Source organism: Methylobacterium sp. BTF04 (assembly GCF_010692745.1).
Taxonomy (GTDB): Bacteria; Pseudomonadota; Alphaproteobacteria; order Rhizobiales; family Beijerinckiaceae; genus Methylobacterium.
The window spans coordinates 69,475-88,526 of record NZ_JAAHTB010000013.1; the positions used below are offsets into that span (position 1 = coordinate 69,475).

Below are 19,052 nucleotides of genomic sequence, written 5' to 3' on the forward strand. Positions count from 1 at the left end.
TTAAGGCTTGGCTGCTGGGAGCAGCGTATTGCCTTCTTCTTCCAGGAGCGGGACGTCGTACTCCCGCAAGACCGCCTCGATATCGGCGCGGCGCTTGCGCAGGATCGCGTTGAGGCTGCGCTTCCAGTCGTTTTCTTCCATCCGCACCCCCATGGCGATGCGGAAGGTGAGCGGTGGCCGGTCGGGCTCTTCCAGCAGCGGGACGACCTGCATCGCGACGCCGCTCTGCTTGGCCAGCCAGCCGGCGGCCGGTCCCCAAAGGATCGCCGCGTCGGTCTTCTTCTCCGCGAGGTCGGCGATGGCCTCGGCCGCGATGGTCTGATGCTTCCGCGCCGGATCGAGCTGATACGGAGCGTAGGCCTTCATCGTGCTCACGAGCCCAAGATCGCCCATTCGGTTCACCGGTGGCGTCCCGCCGATCACCCCGATGACCTTGCCCTTGAGCCGGGGATCGTCGAGGCGCTTGACGCCGTCGAACTCGCCCTTGCGCGTGATCAGGGTGTAGGCGGACCGGTAATACGGGTTGGTATGCTGAACGAGTTCGCCACCGGCGGCCGAGCCGATGATCACGTCGCACAATCCGGTGCCGAGGGTGTTGCGGACGAACCCCGGTCCCTGCGTCAGCCAATAATAGCGGACCTTGACCTTCAGCTCGTCGGCGACGATGGCGGCGATCTTGTTCTCGAACCCGTCCTCCTTGCGCTCGGAGAACGGCATGTTGCCGGGGTCTCCGCAGACGCGCAGAACGTCGGTGGTGACGAGGTCGGGAAGCGATTGTGCCAAGGCCGGTCGCGCCCCTGCCGACATCAGCAGGAGCGCGGCGAGCGGGGCCGCGAAATGCCCTGAGCGCATCATTAGCCGCCCAGGCACTCCTTCTCCGCCTTCTTGGCGGCTTCCGGCTTCTCTTCCTTGTCGTTCGGGCGCACGCGGGGCATCGCGCCGGACGCGCGGGCCTTCAGGTACACGTACAGATCGTCGGCGTAGCACATGACGTTCTTGTTCTCGCCGAAGGCGGGCATGACCTTCTGCTCGCTCGAGCTGACGTCCTGCTTCCCGCCGGCGAGGATGCCGATGAACTCCTCGTAGGAGAGGTGCTTGAGCGAGTCCTTCAGGGCCGGGGCGTAGGTGGAACCCATGCCGTCCGGGCCGTGGCAGACGTGGCACTCGGCATGATAGCGGCGGTAGCCGGAATAGGCGTACCAATCGAACTTCTTGCCATCGTTGGTGATGTGATAGGTCGGGTGACCTTCTGCATCGGAATACTTGCCGTCATCGACTTTCACTGCCGTGAACTTGTCGATCAGCGTGGCGTCTTTATCAGTATTGTTGGGATCGAGCTGGTTCGCCACCGCGGGATTGGCAGCAGGCTTGGCGTCTTCCGACCGAACGGCAACGGTGGAGGCAAGGGCCATGACGAGGGCGGCCACGAGCGGACGGATGGCGGCTTTGCTTTCGTACTGCAACGACGTTTCTCCCAGGAGCATTCATCGATCCATACGACCGACGTTCGAAGTGTTCTTAACAGCGACCTAATCATAAAGATGCCGGCGCGGAAACCCGCGCCGGCACCCAAACACCTAAGGCTTCGTGCGACCGATTAGTTCGGCAGCGAGAAGACGGTCAGCTGACCACCCAGGTTGGTGTAGTTCGAGAGGGCGGCGTAACCACCCACCGCGCCGAGACCGGCGTTCGGGTCGGTCAGGCCGGCTGCGAGGCCGATGCCGGCCCATCCACCAACACCCGACAGGATGCCGACGAACTGCTTGCCCTTATGGGTGTAGGTCATCACGTTGCCGATGATGCCCGACGGGGTCTTGAACTTGTAGAGTTCCTTACCCGTCTTGGCGTCGACAGCCTTCAGGTAGCCCTCGAGGGTACCGTAGAAGACCACGTCACCGGCGGTGGCGAGAGCGCCCGACCAAACCGAGAACTGCTCGGCGTTCGACCACTTGATCTTACCGGCGACGCCATCCCAAGCGATGAAGTTACCCATGCCGCCATGGCTGTTCGGGGCAGGGTACATCGCGAGAGTCGCACCGACGTAGGGCTGGCCGGGGGTGTAGGACACCCGGAACGGCTCGTAGTCCATGCAGACGTGGTTGGTGGGCACGTAGAACAGGTTGGTCTTGGGCGAGAACGCAGCAGGCTGCTGGTCCTTGGTGCCGAGAGCGGCGGGGCAGATACCCTTGGAGTTGGTATCTTCACCGTTCTGCTCGGTGGAGTACTTGGCCTGGACGAGCGGGCGACCGTAGGTCTTGGAGCCCTTGTCCATGTCGACCTTGGAGGCCCAGTTCACCACCGGATCGAACTTCTCGGCAACCAGGAGCTCGCCGGTGGCGCGATCGAGGGTGTAGCCGAAGCCGTTACGATCGAAGTGCGTGAGGAGCGGACGCTCCTTGCCGTCAACCTTCTGATCCGTGAGGATCATCTCGTTGATGCCATCGTAATCCCACTCGTCGTGGGGGGTCATCTGGTAGACCCACTTGGCCGCGCCGGTGTCGGGGTTACGTGCCCAAATGGTCATCGACCACTTGTTGTCGCCCGGACGCTGCTTGGGGTTCCAGGTCGAGGGGTTGCCCGAACCGTAATACATCAGGTCGAGCTTGGGATCGTAGGAGAACCAGCCCCAGGTGCAACCGCCACCGGTCTTCCACTGGTCGCCTTCCCAGGTCTTCAGGGACGAGTCCTTGCCGACCGGCTTGCCGAGCGACGTGGTCTTCTCGCCGTCCATGATCATCTGCTCGTCGGTGCCGACGGAATAGCCGCGCCACACCTTCTTGCCCGTCTTGGCGTCGTAGGCGGTGACGTGGCACTGCACGCCGAACTCGCCGCCGGAGATGCCGACGATGATCTTGTCCTTCACCGGAAGAACGGTAGCGGTGTTGGTCTCACCCTTCTTGGGGTCGCCGTTGACGACGGACCAGTTCACCTTGCCGGACTTGGCGTCGAGCGAGACGACAGTGGTGTCGGCCTGGTGCAGGATGATGGCGCCGTCGGAGTAGGCGAGACCACGGTTGACCGTGTCACAGCACATCACCGGGATGACGCTCGGATCCTGCTTGGGCTCGTACTTCCAAACGATCACGCCGTCCTTATCGAGGTCGAGGGCGTAGACGATGTTCGGGAAGGGGGTGTGCACGTACATCATGTTGCCGATGACGAGGGGCGAACCCTCGTGGCCGCGCAGCACGCCGGTCGAGAACGTCCAGGCGACCTGCAACTGCTTGACGTTGCTGGCGTTGATCTGGTCGAGCTTCGAATAACGGGTGTTGGCGTAGTCGACCGTCTGAAGCGCTTGGTCGCCCGGGTTGGCGAGGTGCTTCATCAGGTCTTCGTTGGCGAGGGCGGGGGCCGAAGCCACCAGACCGGCGCCGAGTGCGAGAAGATGGACCGCTCTCATGCATTCCTCCGACAGGTCTTTACAGCCGGCATCACACTCAAAAAGAGTTGCGACGAACGATGCGACCTGATGTTTGCGACAGGGATGTTTAGCTTCGATAGCGGGCGAACGACGGAACGAGGGGCCAGTGTGACCCGGATTCAATCGTCTTGGCCAAGGACCGCTATCCCTTTGCGGCGCCCCTCGAAACCGAAGCTTGAATGAACTCTAAGAAAAATTCGGGCGGCGTCAACTCGCTTTGGCACGTCCGACCGAGGCTTCATTCAAGTCCTCGTTATCAAGAGCTTGCCATGAGCCAGCTATCGTGCCCCGCAATATCCCTTTGTGCGCCGCAATATCGATGGGTCGCGGAGAAAATACTTTTCGAAGTGAACGGATCGATTATGCGGTGGGTGCATGATGGTGTGCCCGAATCGATCAGGCCATGCTTCTTGCTGCGGAGATCTGCCGTGTCGGCTGGTTGAGCCTCGTTCGGCGGTCAGCACACGATTCTCGCCATGAACGATAATGCAATGGGGTCGGGCGTGCCGTGTGCGCTCCAACCCATCGCTCGTCGGTACGTTCACCGGGGCGTGGCACCGGATGCGCCTTCTCGCCGCACAGGCTTTCGGTATTTCCTACGCAGGGCGACGATCGTCCGGAGACGGCACTCCGCACGCGTCCGAGCACTTTAGTCCCGCCTTTAGCCGGCGATGACGCCGGGATAGCGACTCGCCAGGGCGGCGCGCTGCGACTCGACCCAGCTCCGATCCCGCTCCCGGCGGGGCCGATCGAGCGGCACCGCCGCGATCAGACTCGCCGGTCGTGCCGAGACCAGGAGGAGCCGGTCGGCGATCTCGATGGCCTCGCCGACATTGTGCGTGACCATCAGCACGCTCATGCCGGCCCGCGTCACGCTCTCCACTACGAGGGCCCGCAGGGCCGCGGCGGCCGTGTCGTCGAGGGAGACGAACGGCTCGTCGAGGATGAGGATGCGGGGCTCCAGGGCGAGCGCGCGTGCGAGGGCCACGCGCCGTGCCATCCCGAGTGAGAGCGCACCGGGGTAGCGCGTGCGCCAGGGAGTCAATCCGAGCGACGCGAACAGCGCGTCGAGATCGCGCCCCCGCTCCGCCCGCGGCAACGCAAGGCGAACGTTGTGCTCGACACTGCGCCACGGCAGCAGCCGCGGCTCCTGGAACACCATGGCGATCCCGGCCTCTGCCGGGTCGGGCGTCACGCTGCCGGTATAGGCATGGTCGAGCCCGAGGAGGATGCGCAGGGTCGTGGTCTTGCCCGCGCCGGAGGGACCGATGAGACAGGCGATCTCCCCCGGTTCGATGGAGAAGGCGAGGTTGCGCACCGCCTCCACCGGCTCCGGACCGCCAGCGCCGTAGACCTTGGAGGCAATGTCGACGCTCAGGACCACCTGAGTCTTCATCTCAGCGCCACTGACGGATTTCTCAGCGCCACCGGCGGACATGGGCTTCCAGACGTTGGAGGATCATGATGTCGATGGCGATCATCACGCTCATGAAGACGACGCTGTACCCGACGATGGCCGCCACGTTCAGGCTCTGGACGAAGTAGTAGTTGATCGCGAAACCGACCCCGTTGGGGCGTCCGAGCAGTTCGATCACCAGCACGATCTTCCAGGCGAGGGATAGACCCGAGCGGGCGGCGGCCACCACGAAGGGCTGGAGCTGGGGCACGAGCACGTGGGCGATCCAGGTGCGGCGGTCGAACCGGTAGGTCCGGGCCATCTCCTCCAGTTGCGGATCGAGGCCGCGCGCGCCTTCGCGCAGGATCACCGCGACGTTGGGCAGCTTGTTGAGGACGACCGCGAGCACCGCAGCGCCTTCGTTGAGGCCGACCCAGATGTAGGCCAGCACCGTGATGACGAGGGCCGGGGTGTTGAGCAGGATCAGGAGCGGCGTGTCGAGGACGAGGTTCAGGCCGCGCCAGCGTCCGAGGGCGATGCCGAGCAGGACTCCGAGCGCCATGGCGATGACGAACGAGATGCCGACCCGCGCGAGCGTGATCCCGACGTTCCACCACAGGTCGCCGGTGGCCGATTCGCGGATGATGAAATCGACGATCGTCAGCGGCGCCGGCAACAGCCGCGATGCGGCCAGCGAGGCCGCCACCTGCCAGCCGCCCAGGAGGACGAGGACGGAGACGAGACGGGTGGCAAAGCCCATGGAGCTAGAGTTGCCCCCAAGGGTGGAGCAGCCGCGCGTGCGCCTCAGCCATTTCCCGTCCCGTCGAAATAGAGCCCCGGCGGCAGGGTGGTGCCGACCCCGACCAGGCGTTCGCCGCCCAGCCGCGCCAGCACGGTGTAGAGGCGTTCGCCGTCGCTCCGCTCGTTGGCGAGGGAGCGGCGCGGGATGCCGGCGAGGAAATCGCGCTTGAGCGCCACGAAGGTCGGCTCGTCCTCCGCCGCCATCAGCGGGCGCACCACGTCCCAGGTCGCGGCGTCGTTGGCCAGCATGTCCTTGGCGGTCTTCGAGGCGCGGGTGAAGCCAGCCACGGCGTCGGGCTTGTCCGAGAGGGTGGCGCCCTCGAACAGATAGCCGATCAGCGCCATCGAGCCGGAGGCGCCGAAGGCGCGCATGATGTCGTCCGAGCTGATCAGGCGCCTGAAGCCCCTGGTCTCCAGGCGGGCACAATAGGTCCAGTACAGGAGGCCGGCGTCGAGCTCGCCCTGTTCGAGCTTAAGCGCGAGGAGCGGGGGCGCTCCGAAGGCGATGGTGGCCTCGTTCTCGAGGTCGATGCCGGCGGAATCGCGCGCCTGCGCCTTGAGAAGGAGCCAGTTCTTGTCGAGGGGACCGCCGGCGATGCCGAGCTTCTTGCCCTTGAGATCCTTGAGGGACGCGATGGCACTGCCCGCCGGCACCATCAGCGAGCCTTCCGTCGTGGAATAGGGGAAGAACCGCATCGCCCGGCCCTCGTTGCCGAGGCGGGCGGCCCAGAGCAGGTCGCCGACGATGGTGTCGACCTGGCCGCCGAGGAAGGCGATGCGCGCCGCATCGTTACCGGCGAGCTTGACCACGTCGAGGGTGAAGCCATTGGCGACGTCGAGCCCGCGCGCCTTGATCACGGCCGCTTCCCACGACACCGTTCCGAACGGCAGGCTTCCGACCCGAACCGCGGGTGGCGCGGCCTGGGCGGGGCGGGTCAGGATCGTGGGCAGGAACGCTGCCGTCGCGAGCAATCCGCGCCGTGACAGCATGGACGCACCCTCCCTGGTCGGCTCGATCGGCCTCTCGACCCCGGTTTTCCGGAGCTACGGCCTCTTGGGCCTCTTCTTAGGATGTCCCTTCTCGGCCGTCCACCGGGTGCGGCATTCCGGTGCGGGAGGCGAAAGGGGTGCGGTCCAGACGCGCTTGCGCCTCCGTCGCGCTCGGGCCAGGATTCCGGCAGAGACCCAACCCATCAGGAGCGACAGGCATGGCCGAACCGCGCGAAGGCGTCCTCGACGACGCGACCATCGAAGAGCGGTTGAAGAGCGAGCTGTCCGAATGGCGCCTCGAGGAAGGCTGGATCAAACGCACCTACAAGACCGCCGGCTGGAAGAGCACGCTGATGGTCATCAATACGGTGGGCCACCTCGCCGAGGCCGCCTGGCACCATCCCGATCTGACGGCGTCCTACGCCTGGGTCGAGGTCCGCCTCACCAACCACGCGGCCAAGGGCGTCACCGAGAAGGACTTCGCCCTGGCGCGCAAGATCGAGGAGGTGGTGGGCTGGCAACCGGGCGCGGAGGGCGGTGCCCTGGAAGGCACGCCGACGGACGCGCGCTTCGCCTATATCAAATACGACAAGTGACCTGACACTCTCGACGATCCGGTGCTGCCACGACGGGCGCACCGGATCACGACGACGTCACTCCGCATTCTTCACCCGGCGGCACTCGGTCTTGAGGTAGCTGGTCTTGCCGATCTCGTCGCGCAGATCGGTGCGGGCGATGATCTCCTGCCAGCCGTTGGTGCAGCCGAGTTCGTTGGCGACGCGGACCTTGCGCACCTCGCTCGCCTTGTCGTCGGTGCAGGCCTCAATGGGGATGCCGTTGGTACAGACGAGGACGACGGCGATGAAGGCGTTCATGAGAAGCGTCCGTGTCGGCGATGGAGAGAGATGATCATGGCGCGGCCGGCCGCTGCGCCAAGGGCCGGTGCGTCGAACGTCGCCGTCGAGAACGTCGCTTGGCTCAGCCGACCGTTACGAGGCAATCGGCCGAAAAGTTCTTGCCCTCCACCGGATTCGCCACCCAGCGCGTGCGCCCCACCGTGATGTCGTGGCCGGCGTGGAAATGGCCCGAGATCCACACCTCCGGGCGCACGGCAACGGGCAGATCGTCGAGCAACGTGGTGGCATAGAAGGCCGGCAGCCACCACGGCACCCCCGGAGCCCCGCGGAAGGCATCCGCCGCATGCGTCCCCGCCGGATGGTGGGTGATGCACACGGTGGCTCCCGCATGGGGGACCCGAAGTGCTTCTATGAGGTCCGCCCGCTCGCGTGTATGCGCCGCCATGGCGTCGGCGGGCGACCAGACCGAGCCGTCGCCGTTGCGGATCGAACCGCGGAATTCGCGCGAGCCGGTGATCGGGTCGGTCATCCGGGCTGCGGCATAGGCCACCGGATCGTCCGGCCGGTCGGGCGTGGACTCCTCGAGCCAGCGGCCGGCGAGGGACCAGTCGCTCCACAAGGTGGTTCCGACGAAGCGCACGCCGTCGATCACGATCGATCGCCCGTGCTGCAGCAGGTGGATACGCGCCCCTGCCGCGTTGGCGCCGGCGACAGCAGCGTCGAGGGCCGCGATGAGTTCGGGGGCCGTGCGCTCGTCGCCGGTGGGGGCGTAATGCTCGTGATTGCCCGGCACCAGGACGATCGGCGTCCCCTGCGCGATCTCCACCAATGCGGCGAGCCCGCGCTCGGGGTGCCCCTCCCACAGGTCGCCGGCACAGGCCAGAACGTCGAAGGACGCCTGCGGGCGCGGGATCAGGTCGAGCCGGCGGCGCTCGAGATGGAGATCGGAGAGGGGAAACAGGCGCATGCGCGGTGTTCTACGATGCCACCTTGGCCGCGCGCCACTCGGCGCGGGCCGCCGTCAGGATTTCCACGGCCGAATCCGCGTTGAGGATCGCGATGCCGACGGCCACGATCAGATCGGGCCAGGGCGAAAGCGTCAGCACCGTGAGGAGGCCGGCCGCGATGATGGCGAGGTTGGCGAAGGCGTCGTTGCGGGCCGAGAGGTAGGCCGCGCGTGTCAGGCTGCCGCCGCCGGCGCGATGGCGCGCCAGTATCGTCGCGCAGGCGAGATTGACGGCGAGCGCCCCGAGCCCCGTCAGGGTCAGCGGGAGTGCGGCCGGCGGCGCCATGTCCGAAAATTTCTGCCAGACGGCGAAGGCGGTGGCCAGCGCCGGCAGCAGCAGGATGCCGGCGAGCGCCATGCCGAGGCGCGCCCGGTTGCGCATGCTCCAGCCGATCCCGGCGAAGATCAGCAGGTTGACCGCCGCGTCTTCCAGGAAATCGAGGCTGTCGGCCAGCAGCGCGATCGAGCCGATTGCCAGCGCAACGACGATCTCGACCCCGAAATAGGCGAGATTCAGCGCCGCGACGCGGGCGACCACCGTGCGCAGGCCAGCCGGGGTCGCTGTGGGGGAAGACTCTAGGGGTGGGGACATGAGAGGTCAGAACACAAGTGGGTCGGAATTCCGCATGCGGGCCAGGGCGTCATGGCGCGGCAGCGGGTCCGCTGTCGAGAGCAATGGGTCTGGCATCCGGGTTTGCTGCGGGCTTCCGCTCCGCGCCACGCCTCTCGGACTACTGGTCCCGAAAATACCACTCCGGAGGGTGCCCTTCGCGTCATGACGCAGCTTCGGAGGCTTCACGCGATCGCCATGGGATTTTGCCGCGCGATACTGGATTTGGGCGAGCGGCTATGCGACGCGGTGGGGCTGCCACACGAAGACTGGCGTAGTTGTGGGACGGTCGGACGGACCGGCCCGACAAGACCGGGAGAGACTGCCGATGATGCCCGAACTGCGCGTCCTGTATTTCGAGGACCTCGAAGTCGGATTGTCCGAGACCCTCAACAAGGAGATTTCTTCCTCCGACGTGGTGGGCTTCGCCGAGATCACTGGTGATCGCAATCCGATCCATCTCTCCGAGCACTTCGCGGCCCGCACCCCCTTCGGTACCCGCATCGCCCATGGCCTCTACACGGCCGGCCTGATCTCGGCGGTGCTCGGCACCCGCCTGCCCGGCCCCGGCGCCATCTACATCAGCCAGACCCTGAACTTCCGTGCGCCGGTGCGCATCGGCGATACCGTCCAGGTGACGGTGGAGGTTGCCGAACTCGTGCCCGAGCGTCGGCGCGCTCGGCTCAAGTGCACCTGCTCGGTGGCCGGCGAGATCGTCCTCGATGGCGAGGCCCTGGTGAAGGTGCCGACCAAGGCCGAGGCCGATCCGCTCGCGATCCGCATGGGCGGCCGGCCCGCCAGCGCCTGACGCTGCCCTTGGCCGAGATCATCCCGATCGCGGACCCGCACGATCCGCGCATCGCGCCCTACACGGCGATGCGCGAGCGCGACCTGATCGGGCGGGAGCGCCGCTTCATCGTCGAGGGCGATGTGACCTTGCGGGTCATGCTCTCGGCGCGCGCCCGGTTTTCCCTCGAATCGATCCTGCTCTCACCTGAGCGCGCGGTGACGCTCGGCGCCGCCATCGCGGCCTCTCCGGATCCACCGCCGGTCTACGCGGCATCGAAGGCGGTGATGAGCGCGATCGCCGGATTCCCGATCCATCGCGGCGTTCTGGCGGTGGGCCTGCGCGGACGGGAACCCGACCTGACGCTTCCGCCCTCTCCGGCCCCTGCCCTCGTGGTGGGGCTCGTCGGCTTGACCAACCACGACAACGTCGGCGGCTTGTTCCGCAATGCCGCCGCCTTCGGGGCCGCCGGCATCCTCCTTGACGCCGCCACCTGCGATCCGCTGTACCGCAAGGCGATCCGGGTCTCGGCCGGTGCGGCGCTGACGGTGCCGTTCGCCCGCCTGCCCGACGGGCTGGCGCTGGTGGCCTGGGCCGAGCGCCACGACCTCGTGGTCCTGGCCCTCAGCCCCGCTGGCCGCGAGACGCTGTCTGCGCTTCCGCCCCTGCCCCGCGCGCTCCTGTTGCTCGGCTCCGAGGGGCCGGGGCTGCCCGATGGCCTGATGGCCCGCACCCGGACGGTGCGTATCCCGATGGCGCCCGATTTCGATTCCCTCAACGTCGCCACGGCCGGCGCCATCGCGCTTCATCATCTCGCAGTGCGCTGACACGCGACAATCCGTGCCAATTGCCGCGCTGCCACCTACGGTCAAGATTACGCGAGCCGGTCGGTCGACAGGCGTCCATGGGAGGGGCAAGCTCCGCCCTGGGCTGGGGTCGAGTAGGAGTTGCACGCGTTGTTGCAGTCACGGGACGGCTTGCGGACCCTGTCCGGACGCCGGGTCATCATCGTCGGCGCCGGTCCCGGCGGCCTCGCGACCGCGCTCCTGCTGGCGCGGGCGGGTGTTCACGTCACCCTGCTGGAGAAAGATCCGGCAGTGGGCGGCCGCACCAAGACCGTCGAGGCCCCAGGCGGCTACCGATTCGACATCGGCCCGACGTTCTTCCTCTATCCACAGATTCTTGCCGACATTTTCGAGACCTGCGGCGAGAAGCTCGAGGACCACGTCAAACTCGAGCGGCTCGACCCGCAATACCATCTGGTCTTCGAGGCCGGCGGCGAGATTCGCGCCACCAACGACATGGACCGGCTCGAGGCCGAAGTCGCCCGTATCGCGCCTGAGGACGCCAAGAACGTCAGGACGTTCTTTGCCGACAACCGGGTGAAGCTGAAGTTCTTCAAGCCGGTGCTGGAGCAGGCCTTCCACACCCTGCGGGCGATGGCGTCGCCGGCGATGCTCGCCGCCCTGCCCCATCTCCATCCGGGCCGCAGCGTCGACAAGGATCTGCAGCGCTATTTTAAGGATCCGCGGGTCCGCCTCGCCTTCGCGTTCCAGACCAAATATCTCGGCATGTCGCCGTTCCGATGCCCGAGCCTGTTCACGATCCTCTCGTTCCTCGAATACGAGCATGGGGTCTATCACCCGGTCGGCGGCTGCGGCGCCGTCTCGGAGGCGATGGCGGGTCTCGCCCGCCGCATGGGCGTCGACATTCGCCTCGGTGCGGGTGTCGAGCGCGTGCTGTTCACCGGCAAGGCGGCGACCGGCGTCGTCTGCAACGGCGAAACGATTCACGCCGACGCGGTGGTCATCAACGGCGATTTTGCCAAGGTCATCAAGGATCTGGTGCCGGAGACGCATCGTCCGCGCTGGCGCGACGCCAAGATCGCAAAGGCGCGTCTCTCCTGCTCGACCTTCATGCTCTATCTCGGGCTCGACGGTCCGATGCCGGCTGGGCTCGGCCATCACACCATCCTCCTGTCGGAGGAGTATGCCCGCAACATCCGCGAGATCACCGACGGCATCCTGCCGATGCAGCCTTCGCTCTACGTCCAGCACGCGGGCTTCACCGATGGCGGTATGGCGCCTCCCGGCCAGACCAGCCTCTACGTGCTGGTGCCGGTGCCCAATCTCAAGGCCGGTATCGACTGGCCGGCCACCCGCGCGAGCTATCGCCGCCTCGTGCTCGACCGGTTGAAGATCCTGGGGCTCGGCGACATCGAATCGCGCATCCGCTACGAGCGGATCGTCGACCCGACCGAGTGGCGTGACGATTTCTTCGTGCACGAGGGCGCCACCTTCAACCTCGCCCACGATCTGATGCAGATGCTCTACTTCCGCCCGCACAATCGTTTCGGGCCGGGGCTCTATCTCGTCGGCGGCGGCACCCATCCGGGCTCCGGCTTGCCGGTGATCTACGAGGGCGCGCGCATCACCGCCCGCCTGCTCATCGAGGAATTGTCCGCCGGCCGCGTCGGCGCCGAAAGCGCGGGCATTCCGACGACGGCGCCGCTCGCCGCATCGCGCGAGGCGTCGTGAGGCGCCGGCGGGGCTCGTGCCGAGGTGCTGTCACGGCAGTCGCGTGCGTGCTGGTGGCGGGAGCCGCATCGGCGGCCGGCGTGGACGTGACGGTGGAGGGGATCGAGCCGGTCCCCGGCTCGGTCTACGTCGCCTTGTGCCAGGGTGGCCTGTCGGAGGCCGAGTGCCGGATCGGCCAGGACGCACCGGCCCGCGCGGCGAGCCAGCGATTCGTCTTCGACGATGTGGCGCCGGGCACCTACGCGGTGGCGGCCTATCAGGACGTGAACGGCAATGGCCGCCTCGACCGCACCGGACTCGGCCTGCCGCTCGAACCCTATGGCTTCTCCGGTGAGGCTGTGCGCGGCGTGCGGCCGGATTTCGCCCGTGCGCACTTCGCCCTGCGTGAGCCGGGCATCCGCCTGCGGGTGCGCCTGACTCGCGCCCTGCCGCCACGCTGATCGGGCCCGCCATGCCGGTCCGCGCGGAGCTTTCGGTCGCGGCCCCCCTGGTGGAGGTTCGGGGCGCCGTCCTCGCCTATCGTGGGCAGTCCGTGCTCGACGGCGTCGATTTCGGTTTGGTGGCTGGTGAGACCCTGGCGCTGCTCGGGCCGAACGGGGCCGGCAAGACCTCGCTGATGCGCCTCGTCGCCGGGCGCCTGCCGCCGCGCGCCGGCACCGTGCGGGTGCTGGGCGCCGATCCGTTTCGCGAGCGCGGCGTGCGGCGCGCCATCGGCTGGGTCCCTCAGGAGATCGCCCTGTATCCGCGCCTGAGCGTGGCCGAGAACCTCTCGGTCTTCGCCCAACTCGCCGGGATCGGCCGCGGCGGCCGGGCCGCGGCGGTGCGCATGGCCCTCGACCTCGCCGAGATCGGCGACGTCGCCCGGCGTCCGGTCGGGCTCCTGTCCGGTGGCTACCAGCGCCGGGTCAACATCGCCGCGAGCCTGATGGCGCGGCCGCGCCTCGTCCTCCTCGACGAACCGACGCAGGGGGTCGACCTCCACGCCCGCGCCGCGATCCATGCGGTGCTCGGCCGGCTCCGGTCGGAGGGGGCGGCGATCCTTGTCGCCACCCACGATTTTGCGGAAGCCGAACGCCTGTGCGACCGGGTCGCCGTGCTGGCGCGGGGGCGGATCGTGCGCGAGGGGCGCCTCGCCGATCTCCTCGGCCAGGTCCGCGCCGACGCGCCCGAGCACGAGATCACCCTGGGCGCCCCCGCCGATGCGGCGGCCGAAAGCGCCTTGCGTGAGGCCGGCTTCGCCCCGGTGGATACCGGCCTGACCTGGCGGGCGATCCGTTCGGCCTCCGCCGGCCTTGATGGCGTTGCCCTGCTCGGCGCCCTGCGCGGGCAGGGCGTACCGGTGGCCGAAATCCGTATTCGCACCCCGGGGCTGGAGGCGGTCTATCGCGATGCCGTCAACCTCGGCGAGGCGCGCGCACCCGTCCGGGTCCGACGTCGGGAGGCCGCCGCGCCATGATCAGCGCTGCGTTCCGGGTGATGCTGATCGGGCTGGTGCGCGACCGCGCGGCCCTGGTCATGGCCTTCGTGCTGCCCACGGTGATCTTCGTGATCTTCGCGGCGATCTTTTCCGGCGCCATCGGTGACCGCATCCGCATCCATCTCGGCCTTGTCGACCTCGCCCATACGGCGACGACGGAGCGGCTGATGACCGCCCTGGAGGCCGACCCGTCGCTGCGCATCGCCCGCCTGGCCGTGACCTCGGTGGAGCAGGCGACCGGCGCGGTGCGCCGCGGCGACGTCGACGTCGCCCTGGTGCTGCGTGGCGACCTCGACGCCCCCGCCGGCGTAGCGGGCGGCTCCGACCAGCCGGTGGTCCTCATCGAGAACCCGGCCCGCGCGTTGGCGAGCCCGATCGCCCTCGGCCAGTTCCAGCGGGTCCTCAACGAGGCCATGCCCGACGTGGTGCTCGCCCGGATCGTCGCCGACGTGGAGCGCTCCGGCAAGATCGGGCCGGACGAACGCACCTTCCTCAACAGCGCCTTCGCCGAGCAGCGCGCCCGCAAGGAGCCGTTCTCCTTCGCCTCCCTGGTGGAGCGGCAGAGCACCGCTTCCGGCGGCACCAACGACCGGGTGAGCTACTATGCCGGCGCGATCACCGCGGTGTTCCTGCTGTTCGCCGCCATGCAGGGCGCGATGTCCCTGGTCGACGAGCGCCAGTCCGGCCTCGCCGACCGCTTGATGGCCGGGCCCGGGGGGCTCGCCGTGGTGGTGCTGGGCAAGTTCCTGTTCCTGGTGGCACAGGGGCTGGTACAGGCCGGGCTGATCTTCGCCGCCGCCGCCCTCCTCCACGGGGTCGACATCCGCCCGCACTGGGCGGCCTGGATTGTCACCTCGCTTCTGGTCTCGGCCATGGCGGCGGGACTGGCGCTCGCGGCCTGCGCGGCCTCGGCCACCCGCCAGCAGGCGCATCTCGCCTCGACCTTCGGCGTGCTCCTGCTCTCGGCTGTGGGCGGCAGCATGGTGCCCCGCTTCCTGATGCCGCCCTGGCTGCAGGAGGCCGGCTGGCTCACCCCCAATGCCTGGGCGATCGAGGCTTATCAGAGCGCGCTGGCGGAAGGATGGGCCGCGGCACTGCCGGCCTGGGGGGTGATCGGCGCGGTGGCGGCGGCTGGACTCGCGCTTGCGGTAGGGCTTGTGTCGCGTCGCGTGGTATAATCGCTGCGAATGAAACACGCCGCGACCGGTTAACGCGTTGACCCCCAGTCCATCCGGTCTAGCTTCACCGGAAGAGAGTGGGCGTGTCTCCATTCCGGGGAGTGATACTAAGATGCGGGTCGGTTCATCGGTCGCCGTCGTCGGTGCGGGGTTGGGTGGCCTCGCGGCAGCCTGTGTGAGCGCCGCGCGCGGCCACACGGTGACGCTCTACGACAAGAACGATTGGCTCGGTGGCAAGGCCGCGGTGCTGCACGAAGGCGGCTTCCGGTTCGACATGGGACCGACGATCCTCACGGTGCCCAAGGTCCTCGAGCGAATCTTCCAGGAGGCCGGGCGCGACATTCGCGACTACCTCGACCTGCGCCGCCTCGACCCGCAATGGCGCTGCTTCTTCGACGACGACACCCAGATCGACCTGATGGCCGATGTCGGCCGTATGGCCGCCGACATGGACCGGTTCGCGCCGGGCACCGGCGCGGGCGAGGGCTACAAGAAATTCCTCGAAATCTCTGAGCACCTGCACGAAGTCTCCAACAAGTTCTTCTTCTGGAAGCCGGTGGAGGACCTGTTCGACACGATCAACATTCGCGCCAACATGAATCCTGGGACCCTGCGCGACGTGCTCTCGCTGCGCATGGGCACGTCAGTGGCCGGCACCATCCGCTCGAAGGTGAAGGACGAGCGCCTCGCCCAGATGCTCGACCACTTCGTGCAATATGTCGGCTCGTCGCCCTACGGCGCCCCCGCCGTGCTGTGCGCCATCGCCCACATGCAGACGGCCGAGGGCGTGTGGTACCCGATGGGCGGCACCCGCGCCGTGGCCGAGGCGCTGGCCAAGCTCGCCACCGAGCTCGGCGCGACCCTCAGGCCAGGAGACGAGGTCACGGGGCTCGCCATCGAGAACGGCGCGATCAAGGGCGTGAAGACGGCCGCGGGGATCACCCCGTTCGATGCGGTCATCTCCAACATGGATTCGGTGCGCACCTACCGCGAACTCGTCGGGGGCGATGTCGGCAAGGCTTACGAGAAGAAGAGCTTCGAACCGGCCTGCTCCGGCGTGGTGCTCTATCTCGGCCTGAACAAGCGCTACGATCACCTGAACCACCACGACTTCGTCTTCTCCAAGAACCCGGAGGAGGAATTCGACTGGATCTACCGCAAGGGCGAGCCGGCCCCGGACCCAACCGCCTATCTCGCTGCGCCCTCCTCCACCGATCCGTCGGTGGCCCCGGAAGGCGGCGAGGCGCTCTACGTCCTCGTCCACACGCCGTATCTGCGCCCGCATCACGACTGGTCGAAGATGTTTCCGGCCTATCGGCAGGTGATCCTCGACAAGCTCAAGCGCACCGCCCACATGCCCGACCTCGAAGAGCGCATCGTGGTCGAGCGCCATCTGACGCCGCAGGACATCCACGAGCGCTACAAGGTGCTCAACGGCGCGATCTACGGCCTCGCCTCGCATGGCAAGTTCATGGGGGCGTTCAAGCCGGGCAACCGCTCGCGGCAGGTGCGCGGCCTCTACCTCGCGGGCGGCGCGGCGCATCCCGGCCCCGGCATGCCGATGGTGATGATGTCCGGCTGGATCGCGGCGGACGCCCATGACGGCGATGCGCGCGGCGACGTGCGGGCGAGCGCCTGACCGCGCTCGATGCGGTTGACGCAGGCGGCCCGAGCGCACACCCTCGGTTTCCCTGCTGATCCGTGCGCACAGTGAAGGATACGACGGCCGTGAGCCCTCCGGCCCGTTCCGCGCTCGTCTGGCGCTTCATGGTGGCGTATTTCGATCGCTTCCTGAGACGCCACCTCGATGCCCTGCGGTTGGCCCGCTGGGGCCTGCCGCCGGGTACGCAAGCGCCGGGGCCCATCGTGGTCTATCTCAACCACCCTGCTTGGTGGGACGCTGCCGTCGTGATCCTGCTCGCCGGGCGACTCTACCCGGACCATGACAGCCATGCCCCCTTCGACGCGAAGATGCTGGAGCGCTACGGCGTGTTTTCCCGCATCGGCGCCTTTCCGGTCGATCTCGAATCGGCCCGTGGCGCGGCCCAGTTCCTGAAGGCGTCGCGTGGCATCCTGCGGCCCGGCCACATGATGTGGATCACGGCGCAGGGGCGTTTCGCCGATGTCCGCCAGCGCCCGCTCGCCCTCCGGGCCGGCGTGGCGCGTCTGGCCGAGATCGCCCCCGAAGCCCTGTTCGTGCCGCTCGCCCTCGAATACGCCTTTTGGGACGAGCGCGGCGCCGAGGCCTTCGCCGCCTTCGGCGCCCCGATTCGCGGGATCGACCTCCTCGCCCTGCCCCGGCCGGAACGGCTGGCGCGGCTCGAGGCCGACCTCACCGCGACCCTCGACCGCTTGAGCGCCGACGTCGTCGCGCGTGACGCCGCGCGTTTCACGGTACTGACCTCAGGTGCAAAAGGCGTCGGCGGGATCTATGACGCGTGGCGCCGCCTGCGGTCGGGACTGGCCGGCCGGCGCTTCGACCCGTCGCACCGCGCCGAGCCCGCCCCCGGAGATGAGTCCCCGTGATGTTTGCCCTCGCGCTCCTGGCGTTCGCCCTCGCGCTGCTGCCGGCGGTACTCGCTTGGGCAAACCTCACCGCCCTGCGCACGCCGGAACCGGAACCGAGTGCCGTCCCGCGCGTCTCGATCCTGATCCCGGCCCGCAACGAGGCCGCCGCCATCGAGGGGACCGTCCGCGCTGCCTTGGCGAGCCTCGGCGTCGCGCTGGAGGTGCTTATCGGCGACGACCATTCCACCGATGCCACCGCTGCGATCGTCGGCGCGCTGGCCTTGGACGATAGCCGCGTCGTCCTTGTCCCGATCCCGCCCTTGCCCGAGGGCTGGACCGGCAAGAACCACGCCTGCGCCGTTCTCGCCGCGCGGGCTCAGGGCGACCACCTCCTGTTCATCGACGCCGACGTGACGCTGGCCCCCGCCGCCGCCGCGTCCCTGGCGGCGCATGCGGGCCGGACCGGTGCCGCCCTCGTCAGCGGCGTACCGCGTCAGATCATCGTCTCGCTCGGCGAATCCCTCACCGTGCCGATGATCAATTTCCTGTTCTGCGGATACCTGCCGATGGCGATGATGCGCGGGTCGCTCCGGCCCGCGCTCGGCGCAGCCTGCGGCCAGCTCGTCCTGATCGACCGCGCCGTCTATGCCGAGATCGGCGGGCACGGCGCCATCCGGGCCAGCATCCACGACGGCGTGTTCCTGCCGCGGCGCTTGCGCGAAGCGGGCCATTCCACCGATCTCGTGGCCGGCCATGCGCTCGCGACCTGCCGGATGTACGCCGATTTCGACCAGGCCTGGGCCGGCTTCTCGAAGAACGCCCATGAGGGCATGGCGACACCGCGCGCCCTCCCCGTCTGGACGCTTCTGCTGTTCGGTGGCCACGTCCTGCCGGTGCTGCTCCTCGGCTTCGCCCTCTGCGGCTTCGGCTCGGCGGGCGCCACGTTCCTGGCCGCCGCCGCGCTCGTCGCCTCGCTCGGCACCCGGACCGCGATCACGTTGGTGACCCAGGAGCCGGCAGCGACCATCCCGCTGCATCCCCTCGCCGTCCTGGTGGCGCTGGCGATCCAGTGGAACGTGCTCCTGCGTCCCCGGCACGCGGGCGCTGCGGTCTGGAAGGGCCGCAGCTATCCGCTCGGCGGCGCTTGAGGCTCCTGGGTTGCTGTCTCGGAGAGGATCCAGGCCACGGTGTCCGGATCGGCCCCGGCCACCGGCAGATGCAGGATGATCGGCGTCTCGTAGGGATGGCGCCGCTTCAGGGCCGCGTTGACCGCGTCGGCCAGGCTCTCGCGGGTCTTGATGAGCGCCACGACCTCGTCGGCCCGCTCCACATGGCCCTTCCAGGCGTAGACCGAGGCCATGCCGGGTAGCACGTTGACGCAGGCCGCCAGTCGCAGGCGCACCAGCGCCTCGCCCACCGCGAGAGCGACCTCGGCGTCGGGGAAGGTGGTGTAGACGAGAAGTGGACGCTCCATGCTATGGAAC

The 19,052-nt window shown here is 68.1% G+C and carries 20 protein-coding genes; 10 read left to right on the forward strand and 10 right to left on the reverse strand.

Features of this window, described 5'->3' with window-relative positions; genetic code table 11:
* The 6 genes from xoxJ to G3T14_RS10540 form a co-directional block, all read right to left on the reverse strand.
* On the reverse strand, positions 1 to 855 hold the full coding sequence (gene xoxJ, locus G3T14_RS10515) for a rare earth element methanol dehydrogenase accessory protein XoxJ (protein ID WP_163642433.1): 855 nt from the start codon (positions 853 to 855) through the stop codon (positions 1 to 3).
* Positions 855 to 1,484: a c-type cytochrome, methanol metabolism-related gene (locus tag G3T14_RS10520; protein WP_281409803.1), complete on the reverse strand. Its 630-nt coding sequence runs from the start codon at positions 1,482 to 1,484 to the stop codon at positions 855 to 857. The genes xoxJ and G3T14_RS10520 overlap by 1 nt, the downstream gene beginning before the upstream one ends.
* A gap of 113 nt (positions 1,485 to 1,597) precedes the next feature.
* The gene (gene xoxF1 / locus G3T14_RS10525) at positions 1,598 to 3,400 is read right to left on the reverse strand and encodes a lanthanide-dependent methanol dehydrogenase XoxF1 (protein WP_163642435.1); all 1,803 of its coding nucleotides are present in this window, start codon (positions 3,398 to 3,400) and stop codon (positions 1,598 to 1,600) included.
* Between the two features lie 682 nt (positions 3,401 to 4,082).
* Complete coding sequence (locus G3T14_RS10530) at positions 4,083 to 4,859, reverse strand: ATP-binding cassette domain-containing protein (RefSeq protein WP_163642437.1); 777 nt, start codon at positions 4,857 to 4,859, stop codon at positions 4,083 to 4,085.
* Positions 4,840 to 5,577, reverse strand: coding sequence for an ABC transporter permease subunit (locus tag G3T14_RS10535; RefSeq protein ID WP_163642439.1), 738 nt, complete (start codon positions 5,575 to 5,577; stop codon positions 4,840 to 4,842). The genes G3T14_RS10530 and G3T14_RS10535 overlap by 20 nt, the downstream gene beginning before the upstream one ends.
* A gap of 44 nt (positions 5,578 to 5,621) precedes the next feature.
* Positions 5,622 to 6,608 carry an ABC transporter substrate-binding protein gene (locus G3T14_RS10540; RefSeq protein WP_163642440.1) on the reverse strand — a complete coding sequence of 329 codons (987 nt, stop codon included), beginning with the start codon at positions 6,606 to 6,608 and terminating at the stop codon, positions 5,622 to 5,624.
* Between the two features lie 218 nt (positions 6,609 to 6,826).
* Between G3T14_RS10540 and G3T14_RS10545 the strand changes: the two genes are divergently transcribed.
* On the forward strand, positions 6,827 to 7,204 hold the full coding sequence (locus G3T14_RS10545; protein WP_163642442.1) for a 4a-hydroxytetrahydrobiopterin dehydratase: 378 nt from the start codon (positions 6,827 to 6,829) through the stop codon (positions 7,202 to 7,204).
* Positions 7,205 to 7,261: 57 nt separating this feature from the next.
* Here the strand turns inward: G3T14_RS10545 and G3T14_RS10550 are convergent, their stop codons facing one another.
* The 3 genes from G3T14_RS10550 to G3T14_RS10560 all read right to left on the reverse strand — a co-directional run bounded on the left by G3T14_RS10550 (position 7,262) and on the right by G3T14_RS10560 (position 9,063).
* The gene (locus tag G3T14_RS10550) at positions 7,262 to 7,483 is read right to left on the reverse strand and encodes a hypothetical protein (RefSeq protein WP_163642444.1); all 222 of its coding nucleotides are present in this window, start codon (positions 7,481 to 7,483) and stop codon (positions 7,262 to 7,264) included.
* A gap of 103 nt (positions 7,484 to 7,586) precedes the next feature.
* Positions 7,587 to 8,432: a metallophosphoesterase gene (locus G3T14_RS10555; protein WP_163642446.1), complete on the reverse strand. Its 846-nt coding sequence runs from the start codon at positions 8,430 to 8,432 to the stop codon at positions 7,587 to 7,589.
* 10 nt (positions 8,433 to 8,442) lie between these two features.
* Positions 8,443 to 9,063, reverse strand: coding sequence for a cation transporter (locus G3T14_RS10560; protein WP_163642448.1), 621 nt, complete (start codon positions 9,061 to 9,063; stop codon positions 8,443 to 8,445).
* A 346-nt stretch (positions 9,064 to 9,409) separates the two neighbouring features.
* Here G3T14_RS10560 and croR point away from each other — a divergent pair, with 346 nt between their 5' ends.
* The 9 genes from croR to G3T14_RS10605 all read left to right on the forward strand — a co-directional run bounded on the left by croR (position 9,410) and on the right by G3T14_RS10605 (position 18,716).
* On the forward strand, positions 9,410 to 9,889 hold the full coding sequence (gene croR, locus G3T14_RS10565; RefSeq protein ID WP_163642450.1) for a 3-hydroxybutyryl-CoA dehydratase: 480 nt from the start codon (positions 9,410 to 9,412) through the stop codon (positions 9,887 to 9,889).
* Between the two features lie 8 nt (positions 9,890 to 9,897).
* Positions 9,898 to 10,695, forward strand: a complete 798-nt coding sequence (locus G3T14_RS10570; RefSeq protein WP_163642452.1) for an RNA methyltransferase — start codon at positions 9,898 to 9,900, stop codon at positions 10,693 to 10,695.
* A gap of 129 nt (positions 10,696 to 10,824) precedes the next feature.
* The gene (gene crtI, locus G3T14_RS10575) at positions 10,825 to 12,405 is read left to right on the forward strand and encodes a phytoene desaturase family protein (protein WP_163642454.1); all 1,581 of its coding nucleotides are present in this window, start codon (positions 10,825 to 10,827) and stop codon (positions 12,403 to 12,405) included.
* A 47-nt stretch (positions 12,406 to 12,452) separates the two neighbouring features.
* Positions 12,453 to 12,845, forward strand: a complete 393-nt coding sequence (locus G3T14_RS10580; protein ID WP_348645255.1) for a DUF2141 domain-containing protein — start codon at positions 12,453 to 12,455, stop codon at positions 12,843 to 12,845.
* Between the two features lie 11 nt (positions 12,846 to 12,856).
* Entirely contained in the window at positions 12,857 to 13,861 is a 1,005-nt protein-coding gene (locus tag G3T14_RS10585) for an ABC transporter ATP-binding protein (RefSeq protein WP_163642458.1), read from the forward strand.
* Complete coding sequence (locus tag G3T14_RS10590) at positions 13,858 to 15,060, forward strand: ABC transporter permease (protein WP_163642460.1); 1,203 nt, start codon at positions 13,858 to 13,860, stop codon at positions 15,058 to 15,060. Before G3T14_RS10585 ends, G3T14_RS10590 begins: the two co-directional genes overlap by 4 nt.
* A 112-nt stretch (positions 15,061 to 15,172) precedes the next feature.
* Entirely contained in the window at positions 15,173 to 16,699 is a 1,527-nt protein-coding gene (gene crtI / locus G3T14_RS10595; RefSeq protein ID WP_163642462.1) for a phytoene desaturase family protein, read from the forward strand.
* A 128-nt stretch (positions 16,700 to 16,827) separates the two neighbouring features.
* Positions 16,828 to 17,586: a lysophospholipid acyltransferase family protein gene (locus tag G3T14_RS10600; RefSeq protein ID WP_163642534.1), complete on the forward strand. Its 759-nt coding sequence runs from the start codon at positions 16,828 to 16,830 to the stop codon at positions 17,584 to 17,586.
* On the forward strand, positions 17,586 to 18,716 hold the full coding sequence (locus tag G3T14_RS10605) for a glycosyltransferase family 2 protein (RefSeq protein WP_163642532.1): 1,131 nt from the start codon (positions 17,586 to 17,588) through the stop codon (positions 18,714 to 18,716). The genes G3T14_RS10600 and G3T14_RS10605 overlap by 1 nt, the downstream gene beginning before the upstream one ends.
* Here the strand turns inward: G3T14_RS10605 and cutA are convergent.
* A complete protein-coding gene (gene cutA / locus G3T14_RS10610; protein ID WP_163642464.1) occupies positions 18,695 to 19,042 on the reverse strand; it encodes a divalent-cation tolerance protein CutA in 348 nt (115 codons plus the stop codon). The two genes, G3T14_RS10605 and cutA, sit on opposite strands and share 22 nt — an antisense overlap.
* Positions 19,043 to 19,052: the final 10 nt, after the last annotated feature.

What these genes read in the sequence shown, in the direction of transcription:
- G3T14_RS10530 (WP_163642437.1), bottom strand. Translation starts at nt 4,859, where the DNA reads ATGTCCGCCGGTGGCGCTGAGAAATCCGTCAGTGGCGCTGAGATGAAG.
- G3T14_RS10600 (WP_163642534.1), top strand. Translation starts at nt 16,828, where the DNA reads ATGGTGGCGTATTTCGATCGCTTCCTGAGACGCCACCTCGATGCCCTG.
- xoxF1 (WP_163642435.1), bottom strand. Translation starts at nt 3,400, where the DNA reads ATGAGAGCGGTCCATCTTCTCGCACTCGGCGCCGGTCTGGTGGCTTCG.
- G3T14_RS10535 (WP_163642439.1), bottom strand. Translation starts at nt 5,577, where the DNA reads ATGGGCTTTGCCACCCGTCTCGTCTCCGTCCTCGTCCTCCTGGGCGGC.
- G3T14_RS10585 (WP_163642458.1), top strand. Translation starts at nt 12,857, where the DNA reads ATGCCGGTCCGCGCGGAGCTTTCGGTCGCGGCCCCCCTGGTGGAGGTT.
- cutA (WP_163642464.1), bottom strand. Translation starts at nt 19,042, where the DNA reads ATGGAGCGTCCACTTCTCGTCTACACCACCTTCCCCGACGCCGAGGTC.
- G3T14_RS10550 (WP_163642444.1), bottom strand. Translation starts at nt 7,483, where the DNA reads ATGAACGCCTTCATCGCCGTCGTCCTCGTCTGTACCAACGGCATCCCC.
- G3T14_RS10555 (WP_163642446.1), bottom strand. Translation starts at nt 8,432, where the DNA reads ATGCGCCTGTTTCCCCTCTCCGATCTCCATCTCGAGCGCCGCCGGCTC.
- croR (WP_163642450.1), top strand. Translation starts at nt 9,410, where the DNA reads ATGATGCCCGAACTGCGCGTCCTGTATTTCGAGGACCTCGAAGTCGGA.
- xoxJ (WP_163642433.1), bottom strand. Translation starts at nt 855, where the DNA reads ATGATGCGCTCAGGGCATTTCGCGGCCCCGCTCGCCGCGCTCCTGCTG.
- G3T14_RS10540 (WP_163642440.1), bottom strand. Translation starts at nt 6,608, where the DNA reads ATGCTGTCACGGCGCGGATTGCTCGCGACGGCAGCGTTCCTGCCCACG.
- G3T14_RS10545 (WP_163642442.1), top strand. Translation starts at nt 6,827, where the DNA reads ATGGCCGAACCGCGCGAAGGCGTCCTCGACGACGCGACCATCGAAGAG.
- G3T14_RS10605 (WP_163642532.1), top strand. Translation starts at nt 17,586, where the DNA reads ATGTTTGCCCTCGCGCTCCTGGCGTTCGCCCTCGCGCTGCTGCCGGCG.
- G3T14_RS10560 (WP_163642448.1), bottom strand. Translation starts at nt 9,063, where the DNA reads ATGTCCCCACCCCTAGAGTCTTCCCCCACAGCGACCCCGGCTGGCCTG.
- crtI (WP_163642462.1), top strand. Translation starts at nt 15,173, where the DNA reads ATGCGGGTCGGTTCATCGGTCGCCGTCGTCGGTGCGGGGTTGGGTGGC.
- G3T14_RS10520 (WP_281409803.1), bottom strand. Translation starts at nt 1,484, where the DNA reads ATGCTCCTGGGAGAAACGTCGTTGCAGTACGAAAGCAAAGCCGCCATC.
- G3T14_RS10590 (WP_163642460.1), top strand. Translation starts at nt 13,858, where the DNA reads ATGATCAGCGCTGCGTTCCGGGTGATGCTGATCGGGCTGGTGCGCGAC.